The organism is Cellulomonas xylanilytica (assembly GCF_007989805.1).
Taxonomy (GTDB): Bacteria; Actinomycetota; Actinomycetes; order Actinomycetales; family Cellulomonadaceae; genus Cellulomonas; species Cellulomonas xylanilytica.
In genome coordinates this window covers 67,419-84,089 of the sequence record NZ_BJUB01000015.1, presented here as the reverse complement: position 1 = coordinate 84,089, position 16,671 = coordinate 67,419, and the positions used below count along the sequence as shown (strand labels likewise).

Genomic DNA, 16,671 nt, shown 5'->3' with positions numbered 1-16,671 from the left:
CCTCGCGCTCGGGGTGCGGTCAGCCGGCGTTGCGGAGCATGAACTCCGTCTCGGTGTCGCGGCCCATCAGCGGGTCGGGTGCCGCATCGGTCTCCACGCTGGCGATGGTGTCCGCCAGCGGGACCCGTTCCGGGAGCACGGTGTAGCGGCTCGACGCGGCAGGGTTCTCGTCGGTCATCGTCGCCACCTTCGCTGGAGCCACCCGTGCTGACCCGACTGTAGGCCCCGGAGCCCCACGACGTCCGAGCATCCGGTCGCCCCGACGACCACATCGTCGGGCGTCCCGCCCAGGAGCACCGGACGCCCGAGCATCCGGTCGCCCTGACAACCAGATCGTCGGGCGTCCCGCCCAGGAGTGCCGGACGTCCGAGCATCGGGTCGTCAGGGCGACCGGATCGTCGGACGTTGCCGGGGGATGCACGGATGCACGGGTGCGCGGATGCGCGGATGCGCGGGTGCGCGGGTGCGCGGGTGCGCGAGTGCCGGTCGGTGCGGCGCGCCGTAGGCTCCGGGACCGTGAGCGCTCAGCAGACACCCCTGTGGATCGGTACCTATCCCGTCGCCGGCGCGGGGACGCCCGTCGGTCGGGGGGAGGGGATCTGGCGGGTCGACCTCGATCCCGCCACGGGTGCGCTGAGCAACGCGCGGCAGGTGGTGGAGACCCCGTCGCCGAGCTTCCTGGCCCTGCGCAAGACGGCCGGCGGCTCGGTCCTGTACGCGGCGAACGAGCAGACGGACGGCACGGTGAGCGCGTTCGACGTGGTCGGGGACTCGCTGGTGCACCGGGCGACGGTCCCGTCGGGCGGCGCCGACCCCTGCCACCTGCAGCTCGACGTGGACGGCGACACGCTGCTCGTCGCCAACTACTCCTCGGGCACGCTGGGTGTGCTGCCGCTGGACGAGGACGGCGGGTTCGCGACGCAGGGTCCCGCCCAGGTCCTCGGGCACGTCGGGGCGGGTCCCGACGAGGACCGGCAGGAGTCGCCGCACGCGCACTTCGTCGCCCTCGACCCGAGCGGCGCGTTCGTGCTGGTGGTGGACCTGGGCACCGACGAGATCCGCCGGTACCGCCGCGAGGACGGGCGCCTGGTCGAGGACGGCATCGCCGCGGTCCTGCCGGCGGGCAAGGGTCCGCGGCACGTGGCGTTCGGCGCGGACGGCAGGTTCGCGTACGTGGTCGGTGAGCTCGACGTGACGGTCCGGGTGCTGGCCTGGGACCGCGGGGTCGGGACGGTGGTGCAGACCGTGCCTGCGACGACGGTCCCCGCGCGGGAGCGCCGGCTGCCGTCGCACGTCGTGCGCGACGGGGACCAGCTGCTGGTGGGTGTGCGGGCGTCGGACGTGCTCGCGCGGTTCACGATCCGCCCCGACGGGCTCCTCGACCCGGTCGCCGACCACCCGCTGCCCGGTGCGTGGCCGCGGCACCTCGACGTGGTCGACGGGTGGACGGTCGTCGCGGAGCAGGTGTCGAGCGGTCTCGCGGTCCTGGACGGGGACGGCGCGGTGGTCAGCACGCTGGCGCTCCCGTCGCCCACCTGCGTGCTGCCCGCGTGACGGCGGTCACGAGGACGGACCCGTCGACGCCTGAGCGGGGGTACACGCCCCACGGGGCGGGGCATTCCTCCGAAAAGCCCGTTACCAAATCGTGATCATCTCGACTTACCGCCCTGTAAGTGATTGTGATTGTCTGGCGAGAACCGCACGAGTCGGCCGGGCGACGAGGCTCTGACGGACGCGCGCGGGCAGTGGCTGCGCAATGGGGCACGGCCATGTCACCAGGGAGCGAACGTGCGCCGAGCCGACCGTCTGAACGCCTTTCCCGCCAGCCTTGCCGCCCTGGCGCTGGTCGTGCCGCTGACGCTGGTCGGGCTCGCCCAGCCGGCCGCCGCGGCACCCGGTGACCTGGCCCGGACGGGTACGGCGAGCGCGGACGTGTTCCAGTCCGACGGTGACGGGACGTTCCCGCCGGACGCGGCGATCGACGGTGACCCGGCCACCCGGTGGGCCAGCGGCAACGGCCCCGACGAGGACGTCGAGTTCACGGCGTGGCTCCAGGTGGACCTCGGCGCGGAGGCGTCGGTCGACCACGTCGTCCTGGCGTGGGAGGCGGCGTACGCCGCGGGGTACGAGGTGCAGGTGGCGACCGCCCCGGACGAGTGGACCACCGTGCACACCGAGGCGGCCGGCGACGGCGGCACCGACGACGTGACGTTCGACGCCACGGACGCGCGCTACGTGCGGCTGCAGATGAACCAGCGGACCAGCTTCGACTGGGATCCCGCCCGCCCGCACTGGTACGGCTACTCGCTCTTCTCCCTCGAGGTCTACGGGACGGCCACGCAGACCGCCGTCGCGTTCGCAGGTTCGGGCACGACGGTCCCCGCGGGTGACGACGCGACGGTCCCGGTGATCCTGGCGACCGCCGCGGACACCGACACCACCGTCCGGGTGCGCTCGACGGGCGGGACCGGTGTGGCGGGGACGGACTACACGGCCGTCGACGAGACGGTCACGTTCCCGGCCGGCACGATCGAGGCGACGGTCACGGTGCCGACCGTCGACCACGGCCCGCTCGGCCAGGTGCGCACGGTCGAGCTGACCCTGTCGGAGCCGTCCGACGGGCTGGTGCTGGGCGGTCGGACGACGAGCATCGTCACCATCACCCCGCACGGCGACCTGCCCGACGTCGGTGGCGTCACGGTGCTCGACGACTACGAGGCCGGCGTCCCGGCCGGGTACACCACGTGGGGCATCAGCGCGCCGGTGACCCCCGTGCTGTCCACGGGTCCGGTGGACCGCGGCGGCAACGGCCTGGTCGCGACCGTCGGGGGAGAGCCGGCCGCGGGCGACTGGTTCGGCTTCACGCACGACATCGCCGCCACCGATTGGTCGGCGCACGACGGCTTCACCTTCTGGTTCCTGGGGACCGGCGGCGGCGGGCTGCTCCGGTACGAGCTGAAGAGCAACGGCCAGCTGTTCGAGCGGAGCGTCACGGACGACACCGCGGGGTGGCGCCAGGTGAACGTGGCGTTCTCGCAGCTGCGGCTCAAGGGCAACCCGGCCTCCGACGCGCGCTTCGACCCGTCGGCGAGCACCGGGTTCGCGGTGACGCTGACGGACCTCGGGGCGGGCGCGTGGACGTTCGACGACCTGGGCCTGTACGACCGGGTGAGCACGATCGAGGACGCCGAGGGTGACGTGCCCCTGGCGGAGCCCGGCTCGACCGTCGGGATCTTCACGTGGGGCTCGGCGGCGGACCTGGTGCGCCTCGGCGTGACGGAGCAGGAGCGCGAGGGTGTCCCGGCGGGCAACCACGTGCTGTCCGGCGACTACCAGATCCCGTCGGGCGGGTGGGGCGGCTACAGCCAGAACCTGGCGGCCGGGCAGGACTGGAGCTCGTTCCGGGGCATCCGCCTGGCCTGGTACGCCTCGCAGCCGACGCGTCCGGCCTCCCCGACCGCGGGCGACGACATCAAGGTCGAGCTCAAGGACGGCGGCCCGGACGGCGAGCACTCCGAGGTGTGGGCGGCCACGTTCAAGGACAACTGGTCCACCGACGGCAGCCGCTGGAAGATCGTCGACCTCCCGTTCTCCCAGTTCACGCTGAGCGGCTACCAGCCGGGTGACGCGGCGACGCGCAACGGCACCCTGGACCTGACGTCCGCGTGGGGCTACGCGGTCACGTTCGTGCCGGGCACGGCGACCCCCGTGTCGTGGGCGATCGACGACGTGCAGCTCTACGGCTCCGCGGTTCCCGCTCCGACCGCGACCGTGTCCTCGAGCGACGTGGTCCTGGTCGACCCGGGCGAGACGGCGCAGGTCCCGGTGACGCTCACGACGACGGACGGCCAGCCGCTGCCGGCGGACGTCACCGTCGCCTACGAGAACGGTGCCGGCACCGCCGTCGCCGGCACCCACTACGACGCGTTCGCTGGCACGCTCACGTTCGCCGCGGGCACCGAGTCGGGCGCGACGCAGACGATCGACGTGGTCACGCACGCGACCGACGCGGTCGACGACGCCCGCACGCTCATGGTGGACCTGACGGCCACGGGGGCGGCCGTCGGCACCAGCCCGCGGGTCGTCCTCAACGCGGTCGGCGCCGCCTACCTCGACCCGACGAAGGACACCGACGAGCGGGTCGAGGACCTGCTCGGCCGGATGACGCTCGCGGAGAAGGTCGGCCAGATGACGCAGGCCGAGCGCCTCGGCCTCCAGTCGCCCACGCAGATCGCCGACCTCGGCCTCGGGTCCGTGCTGTCCGGTGGTGGCTCCGTGCCGGCCCAGAACACGGCCGCCGGCTGGGCGGACATGATCGACGGCTTCCAGCGCCAGGCCCTGTCCACGCGGCTGCAGATCCCGCTGATCTACGGGGTCGACGCCGTGCACGGCCACAACAACGTGGTGGGCGCGACGGTCTTCCCGCACAACTCCGGGCTGGGCGCCGCGCGAGACGCGGACCTCGTCGAGGAGGTCCAGCGCACGACGGCCCAGGAGGTCCGCGCGACCGGGGTGCCGTGGACGTTCGCCCCGTGCCTGTGCGTGACGCGCGACGAGCGCTGGGGCCGCTCCTACGAGTCGTTCGGGGAGGACCCGGCGCTCGTGACGGCCATGGCGGACGCGGCGGTCGTCGGCCTGCAGGGCAGCGACCCGAGCGACATCTCGGGACCGGACAAGGTGCTCGCCACGGCCAAGCACTGGGTGGGCGACGGCGGCACCTCGTACGACCCGGCGCTCGCGGGCTCGGGCTACCCCATCGACCAGGGGATCACGCGCGTCGACAGCCTGGACGAGCTCAGGCGGCTGCACGTCGACCCGTACGTGCCCGCGATCGAGGCGGGCGTCGGCTCGATCATGCCGTCGTACTCGGCGGTCTCGGTCGCCGGCGCCGACCCGATCCGGATGCACGAGCACGGTGAGCTGAACACGGACCTGCTCAAGGACGAGCTCGGCTTCGACGGCTTCCTCATCAGCGACTGGGAGGGCATCGACAAGCTGCCTGGCGGCACGTACGCCGACAAGGCGGCGCGGTCCGTGAACGCGGGCCTCGACATGGCGATGGCGCCCTACAACTTCGGCGCCTTCATCACCGCGATCACCGCCAAGGTGGGCTCGGGGGACGTGGCTCAGGAGCGGGTCGACGACGCGGTCCGGCGGATCCTGGCGCAGAAGTTCGCGCTCGGCCTGTTCGACGCCCCGTTCGCCGACCGGTCGCAGGCGGCCGACGTCGGGTCCGCCGAGCACCGCGCCGTGGCGCGCGAGGCGGCGGCGAAGTCGCAGGTGCTGCTGAAGAACGCCGACGGCCTGCTGCCGCTCGCCGCGGGCACCCCGCTCTACGTCGCGGGCTCCAACGCCGACGACCTGGGCAACCAGGCGGGCGGGTGGACGATCTCGTGGCAGGGCGGCTCGGGCGACATCACGCCGGGCACGTCGATCCTCGAGGGGATCCAAGCGGCCGGTTCGTCCGTCATCTACTCCAAGGACGCGTCGGCGCCCGTCGGCGACGCGCAGGTCGGCATCGTCGTGGTCGGCGAGACGCCCTACGCGGAGGGGCAGGGCGACGTCGGCAACAACGGGAAGTCGCTGAGCCTGAGCGCGGCCGACCGTGCCGCGATCGACACCGTCTGCGGCGCGCTGCCGTGCGCGGTGCTCGTCGTCTCGGGCCGCCCGCAGCTGGTCACCGACCAGCTCGGCGCGATCGACGCGCTCGTCGCCTCGTGGCTCCCGGGCACCGAGGGCGCGGGCGTCGCGGACGTGCTGCTCGGCACGCAGCCCTTCACCGGCCGCCTGCCCGTCAGCTGGCCCGCCAGCGCGGAGCAGGTCCCCGTCAACGTCGGCGACGACACCTACGCGCCGCTGTTCCCGTACGGCTGGGGCCTGCGCACCGACGCGCAGCGCGACCGGCTGACGGCGCTCGTCGCCACCCTGCCCGCGGGCGACGCCCGGGACGCGGTCCAGGCCGTGCTCGACGCCCAGGTCTGGGACGGCTCGGCCCTCGACCCGGCGCGCACGGGCCAGGCGGTCCGGCTGCTGGCGGCCGCGGCCGCGGAGCTGGACGGCACGGACCGCGACACCGCTGCGGCGGCCGGCGTCGTCGTCTCCCTGGTCCGCGACCTGGCCCAGGACGCGTCGGCCGCCGAGGACGCCGGGACCACCGCCGACGCCGAGCACGCGCTCATGTCCGGCGACGCCTCCGGCGCGGTCGACCTGCTGGCGGACGTCATCGGCGTCTCCACCGCGCCGCCCGTCGCCTCACGGACCACGCTGTCGCTCTCCTCGCCCGTCGCGATCTTCGGCAAGCCGGTGACCGCGCGGGTGTCGGTCACGGGCGGGTCGCCGACGGGACCGGTCCAGGTGCTCGTCGACGGCACGTCGGTGGCCACCGTGCCGCTGGCCGCGGACGGCACCGCGAAGGTCCGGCTCCCCGCCGACGTCGCCACCGGTCGGCACCGGGTCACCGCGGTCTACGCGGGTGCCCCGGCCGCCGACCCCCCGGTCCTCGGCTCGACCTCGGCCGCGGCACTGCTGACCGTGACGCGGACGCTGCCGACGGTCCGCACCGACGGCACCGACTGGACCCTTCGCCGCGGCGACCCCAAGGACGTCCACGTCCAGGTGAGCGGGGTAGCGGGCGTCGTCCCGACCGGCACGGTCGACGTCTGGGTCAACGGCATGCGCCGCGGGTCGGCCACGCTCGACGCGCGAGGGACCGCGGTGGTGACGCTGCCGAAGTCCACGACGACCTCCCTCGTCGTGGTCACCTACGCGGGTGATCGCACCTACCTGCCGTGGGTCGCCGCACCGCACCTGCTGGTGGTCCGCTGACTCCAACGGGTGACACGGGCGCGCACACCTCCAGGACCTGCACCGACGTGCCGATCCTCTGGTCGTCGACGACGAACGAGGAGGTTCCGCGATGCGCAACGGATTCGACATCTACCGGCAGGGTCCGGACCGGAACCACCAGGAGCCGCAGAGCCCCTGGGGGTGGACGCCCCGCCGTGGTGAGGTGCCCACCGGGGAGACGGTCGTGCAGGACCACGACTACTCCCTGACGTACACCGGCAACGACCCCCAGCTGGCCGCGGCGTTCGCGCGCGGTGCCCGGCTCAAGGAGATCGTGACGATGTGGCCGGAGCTCGCCTTCTACCCGTCGACCGCGGGCGGCTTCCTCCCGGACGGGAACATCTTCCCCATCCGGGGCGACTACAAGCCGCCGAGCGGGCTGAGCGCCCTCAAGGGCCGGTTCGGCCGGCGTCCGTCCGGCGCGCACTCGGCGGAGGCCGCCACCCAGCCGTGACGCGCCCGTACGGGCTCCGTGCGTGAGAATGGGTGCAGACCCCGTCCGCGAACAGGAGCACCCGTGACACTCGAGCACGCCCCGCGCGTCGCCATGCTCTCGGTGCACACGTCGCCCCTCGACCAGCCGGGGACCGGCGACGCGGGCGGCATGAACGTGTACGTCATCGAGCTCGCGCGCGCCCTGGCTGCCAGTGGCGCACGCGTCGAGATCTTCACGCGCGCGACGTCGTCGGACCAGCCGGAGACGGTGCTCCTGCCCGGGGCGGACGCGCTCGGGCAGCCCATCGTCGGGGACGCCGCCCGCACGGTCCTGCTGGCCGACGAGGTCGGTCCCGGCGTGACGCCGCCGATCCTGGTGCACCACGTGCCCGCGGGCCCGTTCGAGCGGCTGGACAAGAACGACCTGCCAGGAGTGCTGTGCGGGATGGCCGCGGGGGTGCTCCGCTGGGAGGCCGCGCGCCGGCCCGGCTGGTACGACGTCGTGCACTCCCACTACTGGCTGTCCGGCCAGGTCGGCCAGATCGCGGCGGACCGCTGGGAGGTGCCGCTGGTGCACAGCGCGCACACGCTGGCGCGCGTGAAGAACGCGTCGCTGGCCCCCGGCGACACCGCGGAGCCCACCCAGCGCGTGGTCGGCGAGGAGCAGCTGGTCGAGGAGGCCGACGCGCTCGTCGCGAGCACCCCGGTCGAGGCCGAGGAGCTGGTCGAGCTCTACCACGCCGATCCCTCGCGCGTGCACGTCGTGGAGCCCGGGGTGGACCTGGACCGGTTCGTGCCGGGGGACCAGCTGGCCGCCCGCCGCGCGCTGGGGCTGCCCACCGACCGCCAGATCGTGCTGTTCGCCGGGCGGGTGCAGGCCCTGAAGGCGCCGGACGTCCTGGTCAGCGCGCTGGGGGTGCTGCGGGCCACCGGCCGGCCCGTCCCGCTGCTCGTGGTGCTCGGCGGCCCGTCGGGGCGGTCCAGCGCGGTCAAGGAGCTGCAGGCGCTCGCGGCCATCGCCGGCGTCCCGGACGACGTCGTCGTGCACCCGCCGGCCGACCGCGACGCCCTCGCGCGCTGGTACCACGCGGCCGACGTGGTCGCGATGCCGTCGCGCAGCGAGTCGTTCGGCCTCGTCGCCGCCGAGGCCCAGGCCAGCGGGGTCCCCGTGATCGCCGCCTGCGTCGGGGGCCTGCGCACGATCGTCGACCACGACGTGTCCGGCCGGCTGGTCCGCGGGCACGACCCCGAGGTGTGGGCCGACGTGATCGCCGACGTCCTGGCCTCGTCGGAGGACCGCGCGCGCTACGCGGTGGGCGCGCGCCAGGTGGCCGAGCGGTTCGGCTGGGACACCACGGCGGACCGGATGCTCAAGGTCTACTCGGTGGCCGGCGAGGTCCGGGCCTCGCGCGTCTGACCACCGGACGGCTCGGCCCGCGTCGACGCCCTGCGGCAGGATGGGCCCATGACCTACACCCTCGTGCTGCTCCGCCACGGCGAGAGCGAGTGGAACGCCAAGAACCTGTTCACCGGCTGGGTGGACGTGCCCCTCTCGGAGAAGGGCACCGCGGAGGCCGTCCGCGGCGGGACGCTGCTGACGGACGCGGGCGTCCTGCCCGACGTCGTGCACACGTCGCTGCTGCGCCGGGCCATCACCACCGCCAACCTCGCCCTCGACGCCGCCGACCGGCACTGGATCCCGGTGAAGCGCTCGTGGCGCCTGAACGAGCGGCACTACGGCGCGCTGCAGGGCAAGGACAAGAAGCAGACGCTCGAGGAGTACGGCGAGGAGCAGTTCATGCTCTGGCGCCGCTCCTACGACTTCCCGCCGCCGGACATCGAGCTGGGCTCGGAGTTCTCGCAGGACGCGGATCCCCGCTACGCCGGTGAGCCCATCCCGCGCGCCGAGGCGCTCGAGCAGGTGCTCGTCCGCGCGCTGCCGTACTGGGAGTCGGACATCGTCCCCGACCTGCAGGCCGGCAAGACCGTCCTGGTCGCCGCCCACGGCAACTCGATCCGCGCCCTGGTCAAGCACCTGGACGACGTGGACAGCAGCACCATCGCCGGCATCAACATCCCCACCGGCATCCCGCTGCTCTACACGCTCGACGAGGAGACGCTGAAGCCGACCAACCCGGGCGGCACGTACCTGGACCCGGAGGCCGCCGCGGAGGCGATCAAGGCGGTCGCCAACCAGGGCCGCTGACCCGTCCCTCTCCCGACGTCCGAGGAGGTGAGCGCCGTGACGCTCACGTCCTCGGACGTCGTCGTCCCTGGTGGTGGTGGGGGTGGCGGCGGGATGGTTGACTCCGAAACATGACACTCCCGTCTTTCGAGGACACGTCCGACTTCGACGACGCCGAGCGGGGGAAGATCGCCGACATCCCCTCCGACCCGGTGCTGGGCCCGCACGGCAACGTCGTCTGGGACCCGCACCGGTACGACTTCCTCTCGGGGGACTGCCCGCCCACCGTGCACCCGAGCCTCTGGCGGCAGTCGCGGCTCGCTGCGATCGGGGGCCTGTTCGAGGTCGTCGAGGGCGTCTACCAGGTGCGGCAGTACGACCTGTCGAACATGTCGTTCATCGAGGGTGACGAGGGCGTGATCGTCGTCGACGCCCTCACGGCCACCGAGACGGCAGCCGCGGCCCTCGCCCTGTACCGGGAGCACCGCGGGAACCGCCCGGTGACGGGTGTCGTCATCACGCACTCGCACGCCGACCACTACGGCGGCATGGCGGCCGTGATCGAGGAGGGTGCCCCGGTGTTCGCGCCGGAGGGCCTGGTCGAGCACGCCGTGTCCGAGAACGTGTACGCCGGGGCGGCGATGTCCCGCCGGGCCGTCTACATGTACGCCGCGGACCTCGCCCCGGGTCCCGAGGGCCAGGTGGGCAGCGGGCTCGGCACCACCAACTCGGTGGGCACCCTGTCGCTGGTCACCCCGACGGTCGACGTCAAGGAGACCGGGTTCGAGGCGACGGTCGACGGCGTCCGGATGGTGTTCCAGGTGACGCCGGGCACCGAGGCGCCCTCGGAGATGAACGTCTGGTTCCCCGACCGCAAGGCGCTGTGCATGGCCGAGAACGCGACGCACACGCTGCACAACCTGCTCACGCTGCGTGGCGCGCAGGTCCGGGACCCGCGGAACTGGTCCCGCTACCTGCACGAGGCGCTCACGCTGTGGGGCGACCAGGCCGACGTGGTCTTCGCGTCCCACCACTGGCCGACGTGGGGAACCGAGCGGATCGCGAGCTTCCTGTCCACGCAGCGCGACCTGTACCAGTACCTGCACGACCAGACGCTCCGCCTCGCCAACCAGGGCCTCACCGGCATGGAGATCGCCGAGGTCTTCGAGCTGTCCGAGGGCCTCGCGCAGGCCTGGAGCGCGCGCGGCTACTACGGGTCCGTCAGCCACAACGTGAAGGCCGTGTACCAGCGCTACCTCGGCTGGTTCGACGGCAACCCGGCCCACCTGTGGGAGCTGCCGCCGGAGAAGGAGGGGGCCCGGATCGTCGCCCTCGCGGGTGGCGTGGGTCCGGCGCTCGACACCGTCGAGTCGCTGCTCGCGACGGGGGACACGGACGACCTGCGCTGGGCGACGACGCTGGCCAGCCACGTGGTGTTCGGGGGTGGCGACGAGACCCGCGCGCGCGAGCTGCTGGCCGCGGCGATGACCCGGCTGGGCCACGGCTCGGAGAACGCGACGTGGCGCAACTTCTACCTGGTGGGCGCCGGGGAGCTGCGCGGCCGAGCCGCCGCGCCGCCGCCGGACCTGTCCTCGCCCGAGGTGCTCAGCGGGCTCACGATCCCGCAGCTCTTCGACTCGATCGCCATCCGCATCGACGGCCCCCGCGCCGGCGCGGAGCGGCTGACGATCGACTGGACCTTCACCGACGCGGGGCTCACCTACCGGACCGAGCTGTCCAACGGCGCCCTCATCCACGCGGACCGGGGCGAGCACGCCCGGGGCGGCGACCTGACGGTCACGCTCACCAAGGCCTTGCTGGTCCGTCTGCTCTTCCTGCAGGACAAGGAGGGCATCACGTTCGACGGCGACCAGGGAGCCCTCGGCCGCCTGCTGACCTACGTCGACTCGACGTCGAACACGTTCCCGATCGTCACGCCGTAGGAGGCCTCAGGCAGGAACGACGACGTCCGAGCAAGTGAGCCCCCTGGCAACCACTTGTTCGGACGTCGTCTGCCTGGTCCCGCTGCGTCCGACGAGGTGATGCTCGGACGTCGCGGTGGATGGGTGGTCAGGTCGCGGAGCGGTCCAGCTCCGGGCGGGCGGCGCCCGTCACCAGGTAGGTCACCCGGCGGGCGACGGAGACGCCGTGGTCGCCGAACCGCTCGTAGTACCGGCCGAGCAGGGTGACGTCGATGGTCTCCTGCGTGGTACCGGCCCAGGAGCCGCCCAGCAGGGCCGCGAACGTGTCCTCGTGCAGCTCGTCGAGGAGGTCGTCGTCCTGCTCGATGCTCTCGGCCAGCTGGACCTCGCGGCTGTTCAGCAGCGTCGTGGTGCGGCGGGCCACGCGGACGGCGGCGTCGTGCATCTCGGCGAACGTGCCGGACAGGGCCTGCGGCACCGCGTGCCGGGGGTACCGGCCGCGCGCCACCTGGGCGACGTGCCGCGCCAGGTCGCCCATGCGCTCCAGGGACGCGCTCATCCGCAGGGCGGACACGACGATCCGCAGGTCGGTGGCGACGGGCTGCTGCTGGGCGAGCAGCAGCACGCAGCGCTCGTCCAGGTCCCGCTCGATGGCGTCGATGGCCAGGTCGTCGGCGATCACGGACTCGGCGAGCGCGAGGTCCGCCGTGAGCAGCGCGATGCCGGCGTTGGTGATGGCCTGCTCGACCCGGCCGCTCATCGCCGCCAGGTCCTCGCCCAGCTGGTGCAGCTCGGCGTCGAAGATGTCCCGCATGTGCTCCCTCTCGTGCCGCGACGGCAGGTGCCGCGCGCAGCGTCAGGCTGCCATCGGCAGGTGAACACCCGGGCGCGGGCAGGTGAACGGACGACGGCCGTTCAGGAAGGTCGGTCGTGCGGCGGGGATCTGCGGCGATTCCTCCCCATCCTGCAGCGCCAAGCCCTAGCCTGCGAGGAGATCGTCCGATTGTTGGAGAAACCGGCAGAAGGAGACGCACGATGGCACAGAAGGTCACTGCCTGGGTCGGCTGGGTGTGGTTCGCGGCGTTCGCGATCCTCGTCTCGGGACTGTTCAACATCATCTCCGGGGCGGTGGCGGTGTTCTCCCCGAAGACGGTCGTGTCCTGGTCGCCCGACGGCGTCGCGGTCGTGGACATCTCGTCGTGGGGCTGGGTGCACCTGCTCCTCGGCGTGCTGCTCGTGATCGCCGGCTTCGCGCTGTTCTCGGGCAGCGGCTGGGCGAGGGTCGTCGCGGTCGTCCTGGTGATCGCGAACCTGCTCGCGCAGTTCGTCTCGCTGCCCGTGACGCCCTGGTGGTCCCTGATCGCGATCGTCCTCGACTTCTTCATCCTCTGGGCCTTGACGGTCCACGGGGACGAGGTCGCCCGAGCCAGCCGCTGACCGACGACAGAACAACCGAGAGGAGAGGGACGACGATGACGACGTTCACGGCGTGGAAGTTCGACACCCCCGACGGGGCACAGAAGGCGGTCCTGGCGCTGAAGGGGGCGCAGAGCGACGGTCTGGTCAAGATCGTCGACCATGCGGTCATCAGCTGGCCGGAGGGCGCCGAGCGCCCCGAGATGCACCACTCGCACGACGACAAGCTGCGCGGTACCGGCTGGGGCGCGTTCTGGGGCCTGCTGTTCGGCGGCCTGTTCTTCGTCCCGCTGCTCGGTGTCGCCGTGGGTGCGGCCGCCGGGGCGATCACCAAGGCGGTGTCCGCGGTCGGCATCCCGGAGAGCCAGCTGGACGAGATCCGTGCCCAGATCACCGTCGGGACCTCGCTGCTGTGCGCCGTGACGGAGAACGCCGACATGGACCGGCTGGGGGAGCGCATGCACGGCCTGCACAGCACGCTCATCGCGACGAACCTCACGGACGCCGAGCGGTCGCTGCTGCTGGAGACCTTCGACTGACCGATGAACAGTCGGTGAACGCTCGACGGCGGTGTGCCGCGCAGGGACCGCATCTGCGCGGCACACCGCCGTGAGCGACCTACTGTGAGTGTCGTGGACGGGATCGACGGGCTCATGCTCCTCCTCGCCGGCGGCCTCGGACTGCTGGTGGGGGTCTGGGCGACCCTGGCGTTCCGGTGGAGCGAACGGTCGCAGCGCGAGGTCCCCGCGCAGGCGGCGTCCGGGCTCGACGACGGCCTGGTCCGCACGCTCGCGGTGCTCCGCTCGGCCGCGGTGGTGCTCGACGAGTCCGACCACGTCGTGCGGGCGAGCGCGCCGGCGCACGCTCTCGGCATCGTGCGGGACGGCCGGGTCGCTCCGGCGGCGATCCGCGACCTCATCGCGCTGGTGCGCCGGGACGGCGTGATCCGCGACGAGGTGCTCGAGGTGCCGCGCGGGCCGGTGGGCCCGGGCGTGCTGATGGTCCAGGTGCGCGTCGCGCAGGTCAGCGCCGACCACCTGGTGGTGCTGGCGGAGGACCTGACGCAGGCGCGGCGCCTGGAGGCGATCCGGCGCGACTTCGTCGTCAACGTGTCCCACGAGCTCAAGACGCCGGTCGGTGCGCTGGCCCTGCTGGCCGAGACGGTCCAGGACGCCGCGGACGACCCGGAGGCGGTCCGCCGGTTCGCGGGCCGGATGCAGGCGGAGGCCACCCGGCTGTCGGCGCTGGTGCACGAGATCATCGAGCTGTCGCGGCTGCAGGTGGCGGGCGCGCTCGGGCAGGTCGGGCTGGTCGACGTCGACACCGTCCTGTCGGAGGCCGTCGACCGCGCGCGCACGACCGCGGAGGCCAAGCACGTCCGGCTCGACATCGGCGGGGTGCGCGGCACGCGGGTGCTCGGTCAGCACGACCTGCTGGTCACGGCGGTGCGGAACCTGCTGGACAACGCCGTCGCGTACTCGGGGGAGGCGTCGCACGTCGGCGTCGGCGTGCGCACGGAGGGCGAGCTCGTCGAGATCGCGGTGGTCGACCAGGGGATCGGCATCACCGCGGCCGAGCAGGAGCGCGTGTTCGAGCGGTTCTACCGGGTGGACCCCGCGCGCTCACGCGACACCGGCGGCACCGGGCTCGGTCTGTCGATCGTCAAGCACGTCGCCGCGGACCACGGTGGTGAGGTGACCGTCTGGTCGCAGCCGGGCCGCGGGTCCACGTTCACGCTGCGGCTGCCGCGTGCCGAGGAGCAGCCCACCCCGTCCGTGACGGAGCTCTCCGTCACGGACACCGAAGGAGCGCACGTGCGCCGGAGCGCGTCATGACCCGGATCCTGCTCGTCGAGGACGAGGAGTCCTACCGCGACCCGCTGACGTACCAGCTGGAGCGCGAGGGCTTCGACGTGGTCACCGCCGCGACCGGGCCGGAGGCGCTCAGCAAGTTCGAGGAGCTCGGCGCGGACCTGGTGCTGCTCGACCTCATGCTCCCGGGCCTGCCCGGCACCGAGGTGTGCCGCCGGCTGCGCCTGGTGAGCGACGTGCCCGTCATCATGCTCACGGCCAAGGACGACGAGATCGACAAGGTGGTCGGCCTGGAGCTGGGCGCCGACGACTACGTCACCAAGCCGTACTCGTCGCGCGAGCTGCTGGCCCGCGTCCGCGCGGTCCTGCGCCGGCGCGAGTCGGTCGTGGTGGGGGCCGGCGCCCCGGTACCGGCCGACCAGGAGGACGACGACGAGCTGCTGGTCGCCGGACCCGTGCGGATGGACGTCGAGCGGCACACCGTCCGGGTGCGCGACGAGCTGGTCGCCTTCCCGCTCAAGGAGTTCGAGCTGCTCGAGCTGCTGCTGCGCAACGCGGGCCGGGTGCTCACGCGCGGTCAGCTCATCGACCGCATCTGGGGCTCGGACTACGTGGGGGACACCAAGACGCTCGACGTCCACGTCAAGCGCGTCCGCGCCAAGATCGAGGTCGATCCCGGCAACCCGACGATGCTGCTCACGGTCCGAGGCCTGGGCTACAAGCTGGCCGACGACGGCGAGTAGCCCGACCCACCGACGCCCCGCCCACCGACCAGGGGGGCGGGGCGGCTGTGTCCCTGCCCGGCTGTACCGCCATCGTTCACCTGTGGTTCACCGGATCCCGTCCACCCGGTCACGTGCGCTTCCTACCGTCAGCGTCGCCGCGCACACATCGGTGCGCACCTGATCGACAGGACGGAACACAGTGAAGCTCTCCCTCCACGGCCGGATCGGCGCGATCGCCCTCACCGGCGCCGTCGCCCTCTCCCTCGCGGCCTGCGGATCGGACGACCCCACCGGGTCCGGCGACAGCACGTCCGGCGCCCCCGAGCAGGCCAGCGAGCTCAGCGGTGACCTGAACGGCGCCGGCGCCACCTCGCAGGAGAAGGCGATGGACGCCTGGCGTGCCGGCTTCCAGAGCGCCAACCCCGACGTGAACGTCAACTACGACCCGGTCGGCTCCGGCGGCGGGCGTACCCAGTTCCTCGACGGCTCGGTCCAGTTCGCCGGCACCGACTCGGCGCTGACGAGCGAGGAGATCGAGCAGTCGAAGGGCGTCTGCACCACGGGCGCCATCGACATCCCGGTCTACATCAGCCCCATCGCGGTCGTCTTCAACCTCGAGGGCGTCACCGAGCTCAACCTCTCGGCGGCCACCATCGCCGGGATCTTCGACAACAAGATCACCTCGTGGGACGCGCCCGAGATCGCGGCGGAGAACCCCGACGCGACGCTCCCGGCGACGGCCATCACGCCGGTCCACCGCTCCGACGAGTCGGGCACCACGAAGAACTTCACCGACTACCTGGAGAAGGCCTCGGGCGGCGTGTGGGCCTACGAGGCCGACGGCAACTGGCCCATCGAGGGCGGCGAGTCGGCGCAGGGCACCTCGGGCGTCATCCAGACGGTCCAGGGCGGCGACGGCACCATCGCGTACGCCGACAACTCCGCCGTGGGCACGCTCGGCGTGGCCAGCATCAAGGTCGGCGAGGAGTGGGTCGCCCCGTCCGAGGAGGGTGCCGCGGCCGCGGTCGACGCCTCCCCGCGGGACGAGGAGCGCGCCGACGGCGACATCGTCATCAAGATCGACCGTGAGACGACCGAGGCCGGCGCCTACCCGCTGATCCTCGTGTCGTACTCGATCGCGTGCCTCGAGTACGCGACGGCCGAGCAGGCCGACCTGGTCAAGGGCTTCCTCACCTACGTGGTGAGCGCCGAGGGCCAGTCCGCGTCCGAGGAGGCCGCAGGGTCCGCGCCGCTGTCCGACGCGCTCCGCACCGACGTCCAGGCCGCGATCGACTCGATCACCGCCGCAGCCTGACGCACGTCGCACGACC

General features: G+C 72.9%; 13 protein-coding genes. 11 read left to right on the top strand and 2 right to left on the bottom strand.

From position 1 onward, the window contains the following. Positions 1-19: 19 nt before the first annotated feature. Complete coding sequence (locus tag CXY01_RS19540) at positions 20-178, bottom strand: heme biosynthesis protein HemY (RefSeq protein ID WP_146931138.1); 159 nt, start codon at positions 176-178, stop codon at positions 20-22. 338 nt (positions 179-516) lie between these two features. Here CXY01_RS19540 and CXY01_RS19535 point away from each other — a divergent pair, with 338 nt between their 5' ends. From CXY01_RS19535 to CXY01_RS19510, 6 genes are all read left to right on the top strand, one after another. After that, entirely contained in the window at positions 517-1,554 is a 1,038-nt protein-coding gene (locus CXY01_RS19535; protein ID WP_246125501.1) for a lactonase family protein, read from the top strand. 234 nt (positions 1,555-1,788) lie between these two features. After that, positions 1,789-6,825 carry a glycoside hydrolase family 3 N-terminal domain-containing protein gene (locus CXY01_RS19530; RefSeq protein ID WP_186813475.1) on the top strand — a complete coding sequence of 1,679 codons (5,037 nt, stop codon included), beginning with the start codon at positions 1,789-1,791 and terminating at the stop codon, positions 6,823-6,825. 91 nt (positions 6,826-6,916) lie between these two features. Then, a complete protein-coding gene (locus CXY01_RS19525; RefSeq protein ID WP_146931128.1) occupies positions 6,917-7,300 on the top strand; it encodes a hypothetical protein in 384 nt (127 codons plus the stop codon). A gap of 63 nt (positions 7,301-7,363) precedes the next feature. Continuing rightward, positions 7,364-8,698 (top strand): glycosyltransferase, encoded by a 1,335-nt coding sequence (locus tag CXY01_RS19520; RefSeq protein WP_246125500.1) that lies wholly within the window; start codon positions 7,364-7,366, stop codon positions 8,696-8,698. 48 nt (positions 8,699-8,746) lie between these two features. Continuing rightward, positions 8,747-9,487, top strand: coding sequence for a phosphoglyceromutase (locus CXY01_RS19515; RefSeq protein WP_146931125.1), 741 nt, complete (start codon positions 8,747-8,749; stop codon positions 9,485-9,487). Positions 9,488-9,597: 110 nt separating this feature from the next. Further along, positions 9,598-11,409: an alkyl/aryl-sulfatase gene (locus CXY01_RS19510; protein ID WP_146931122.1), complete on the top strand. Its 1,812-nt coding sequence runs from the start codon at positions 9,598-9,600 to the stop codon at positions 11,407-11,409. 127 nt (positions 11,410-11,536) lie between these two features. On the opposite strand, the gene phoU is transcribed toward CXY01_RS19510, so the two are convergent. Next, a complete protein-coding gene (gene phoU, locus CXY01_RS19505; protein ID WP_146931119.1) occupies positions 11,537-12,202 on the bottom strand; it encodes a phosphate signaling complex protein PhoU in 666 nt (221 codons plus the stop codon). Between the two features lie 221 nt (positions 12,203-12,423). Here phoU and CXY01_RS19500 point away from each other — a divergent pair, with 221 nt between their 5' ends. The 5 genes from CXY01_RS19500 (at position 12,424) to pstS (ending at position 16,655) form a co-directional block, all read left to right on the top strand. Next, entirely contained in the window at positions 12,424-12,825 is a 402-nt protein-coding gene (locus CXY01_RS19500) for a DUF7144 family membrane protein (RefSeq protein ID WP_146931116.1), read from the top strand. A 35-nt stretch (positions 12,826-12,860) separates the two neighbouring features. Further along, on the top strand, positions 12,861-13,343 hold the full coding sequence (locus CXY01_RS19495; protein WP_146931113.1) for a DUF1269 domain-containing protein: 483 nt from the start codon (positions 12,861-12,863) through the stop codon (positions 13,341-13,343). Positions 13,344-13,436: 93 nt separating this feature from the next. Then, positions 13,437-14,639, top strand: coding sequence for a sensor histidine kinase (locus CXY01_RS19490; protein ID WP_146931110.1), 1,203 nt, complete (start codon positions 13,437-13,439; stop codon positions 14,637-14,639). Further along, the gene (locus CXY01_RS19485; protein ID WP_146931107.1) at positions 14,636-15,358 is read left to right on the top strand and encodes a response regulator; all 723 of its coding nucleotides are present in this window, start codon (positions 14,636-14,638) and stop codon (positions 15,356-15,358) included. Before CXY01_RS19490 ends, CXY01_RS19485 begins: the two co-directional genes overlap by 4 nt. 181 nt (positions 15,359-15,539) lie before the next feature. After that, positions 15,540-16,655, top strand: a complete 1,116-nt coding sequence (gene pstS / locus CXY01_RS19480) for a phosphate ABC transporter substrate-binding protein PstS (RefSeq protein WP_146931104.1) — start codon at positions 15,540-15,542, stop codon at positions 16,653-16,655. The last annotated feature ends 16 nt before the right edge of the window (positions 16,656-16,671 follow it).

Bases quoted from the DNA above. Each gene is read 5' to 3' on its own strand.
- phoU (WP_146931119.1), bottom strand. From the start codon at position 12,202: ATGCGGGACATCTTCGACGCCGAGCTGCACCAGCTGGGCGAGGACCTG.
- CXY01_RS19495 (WP_146931113.1), top strand. From the start codon at position 12,861: ATGACGACGTTCACGGCGTGGAAGTTCGACACCCCCGACGGGGCACAG.
- CXY01_RS19500 (WP_146931116.1), top strand. From the start codon at position 12,424: ATGGCACAGAAGGTCACTGCCTGGGTCGGCTGGGTGTGGTTCGCGGCG.
- CXY01_RS19515 (WP_146931125.1), top strand. From the start codon at position 8,747: ATGACCTACACCCTCGTGCTGCTCCGCCACGGCGAGAGCGAGTGGAAC.
- CXY01_RS19525 (WP_146931128.1), top strand. From the start codon at position 6,917: ATGCGCAACGGATTCGACATCTACCGGCAGGGTCCGGACCGGAACCAC.
- CXY01_RS19485 (WP_146931107.1), top strand. From the start codon at position 14,636: ATGACCCGGATCCTGCTCGTCGAGGACGAGGAGTCCTACCGCGACCCG.
- CXY01_RS19510 (WP_146931122.1), top strand. From the start codon at position 9,598: ATGACACTCCCGTCTTTCGAGGACACGTCCGACTTCGACGACGCCGAG.
- CXY01_RS19540 (WP_146931138.1), bottom strand. From the start codon at position 178: ATGACCGACGAGAACCCTGCCGCGTCGAGCCGCTACACCGTGCTCCCG.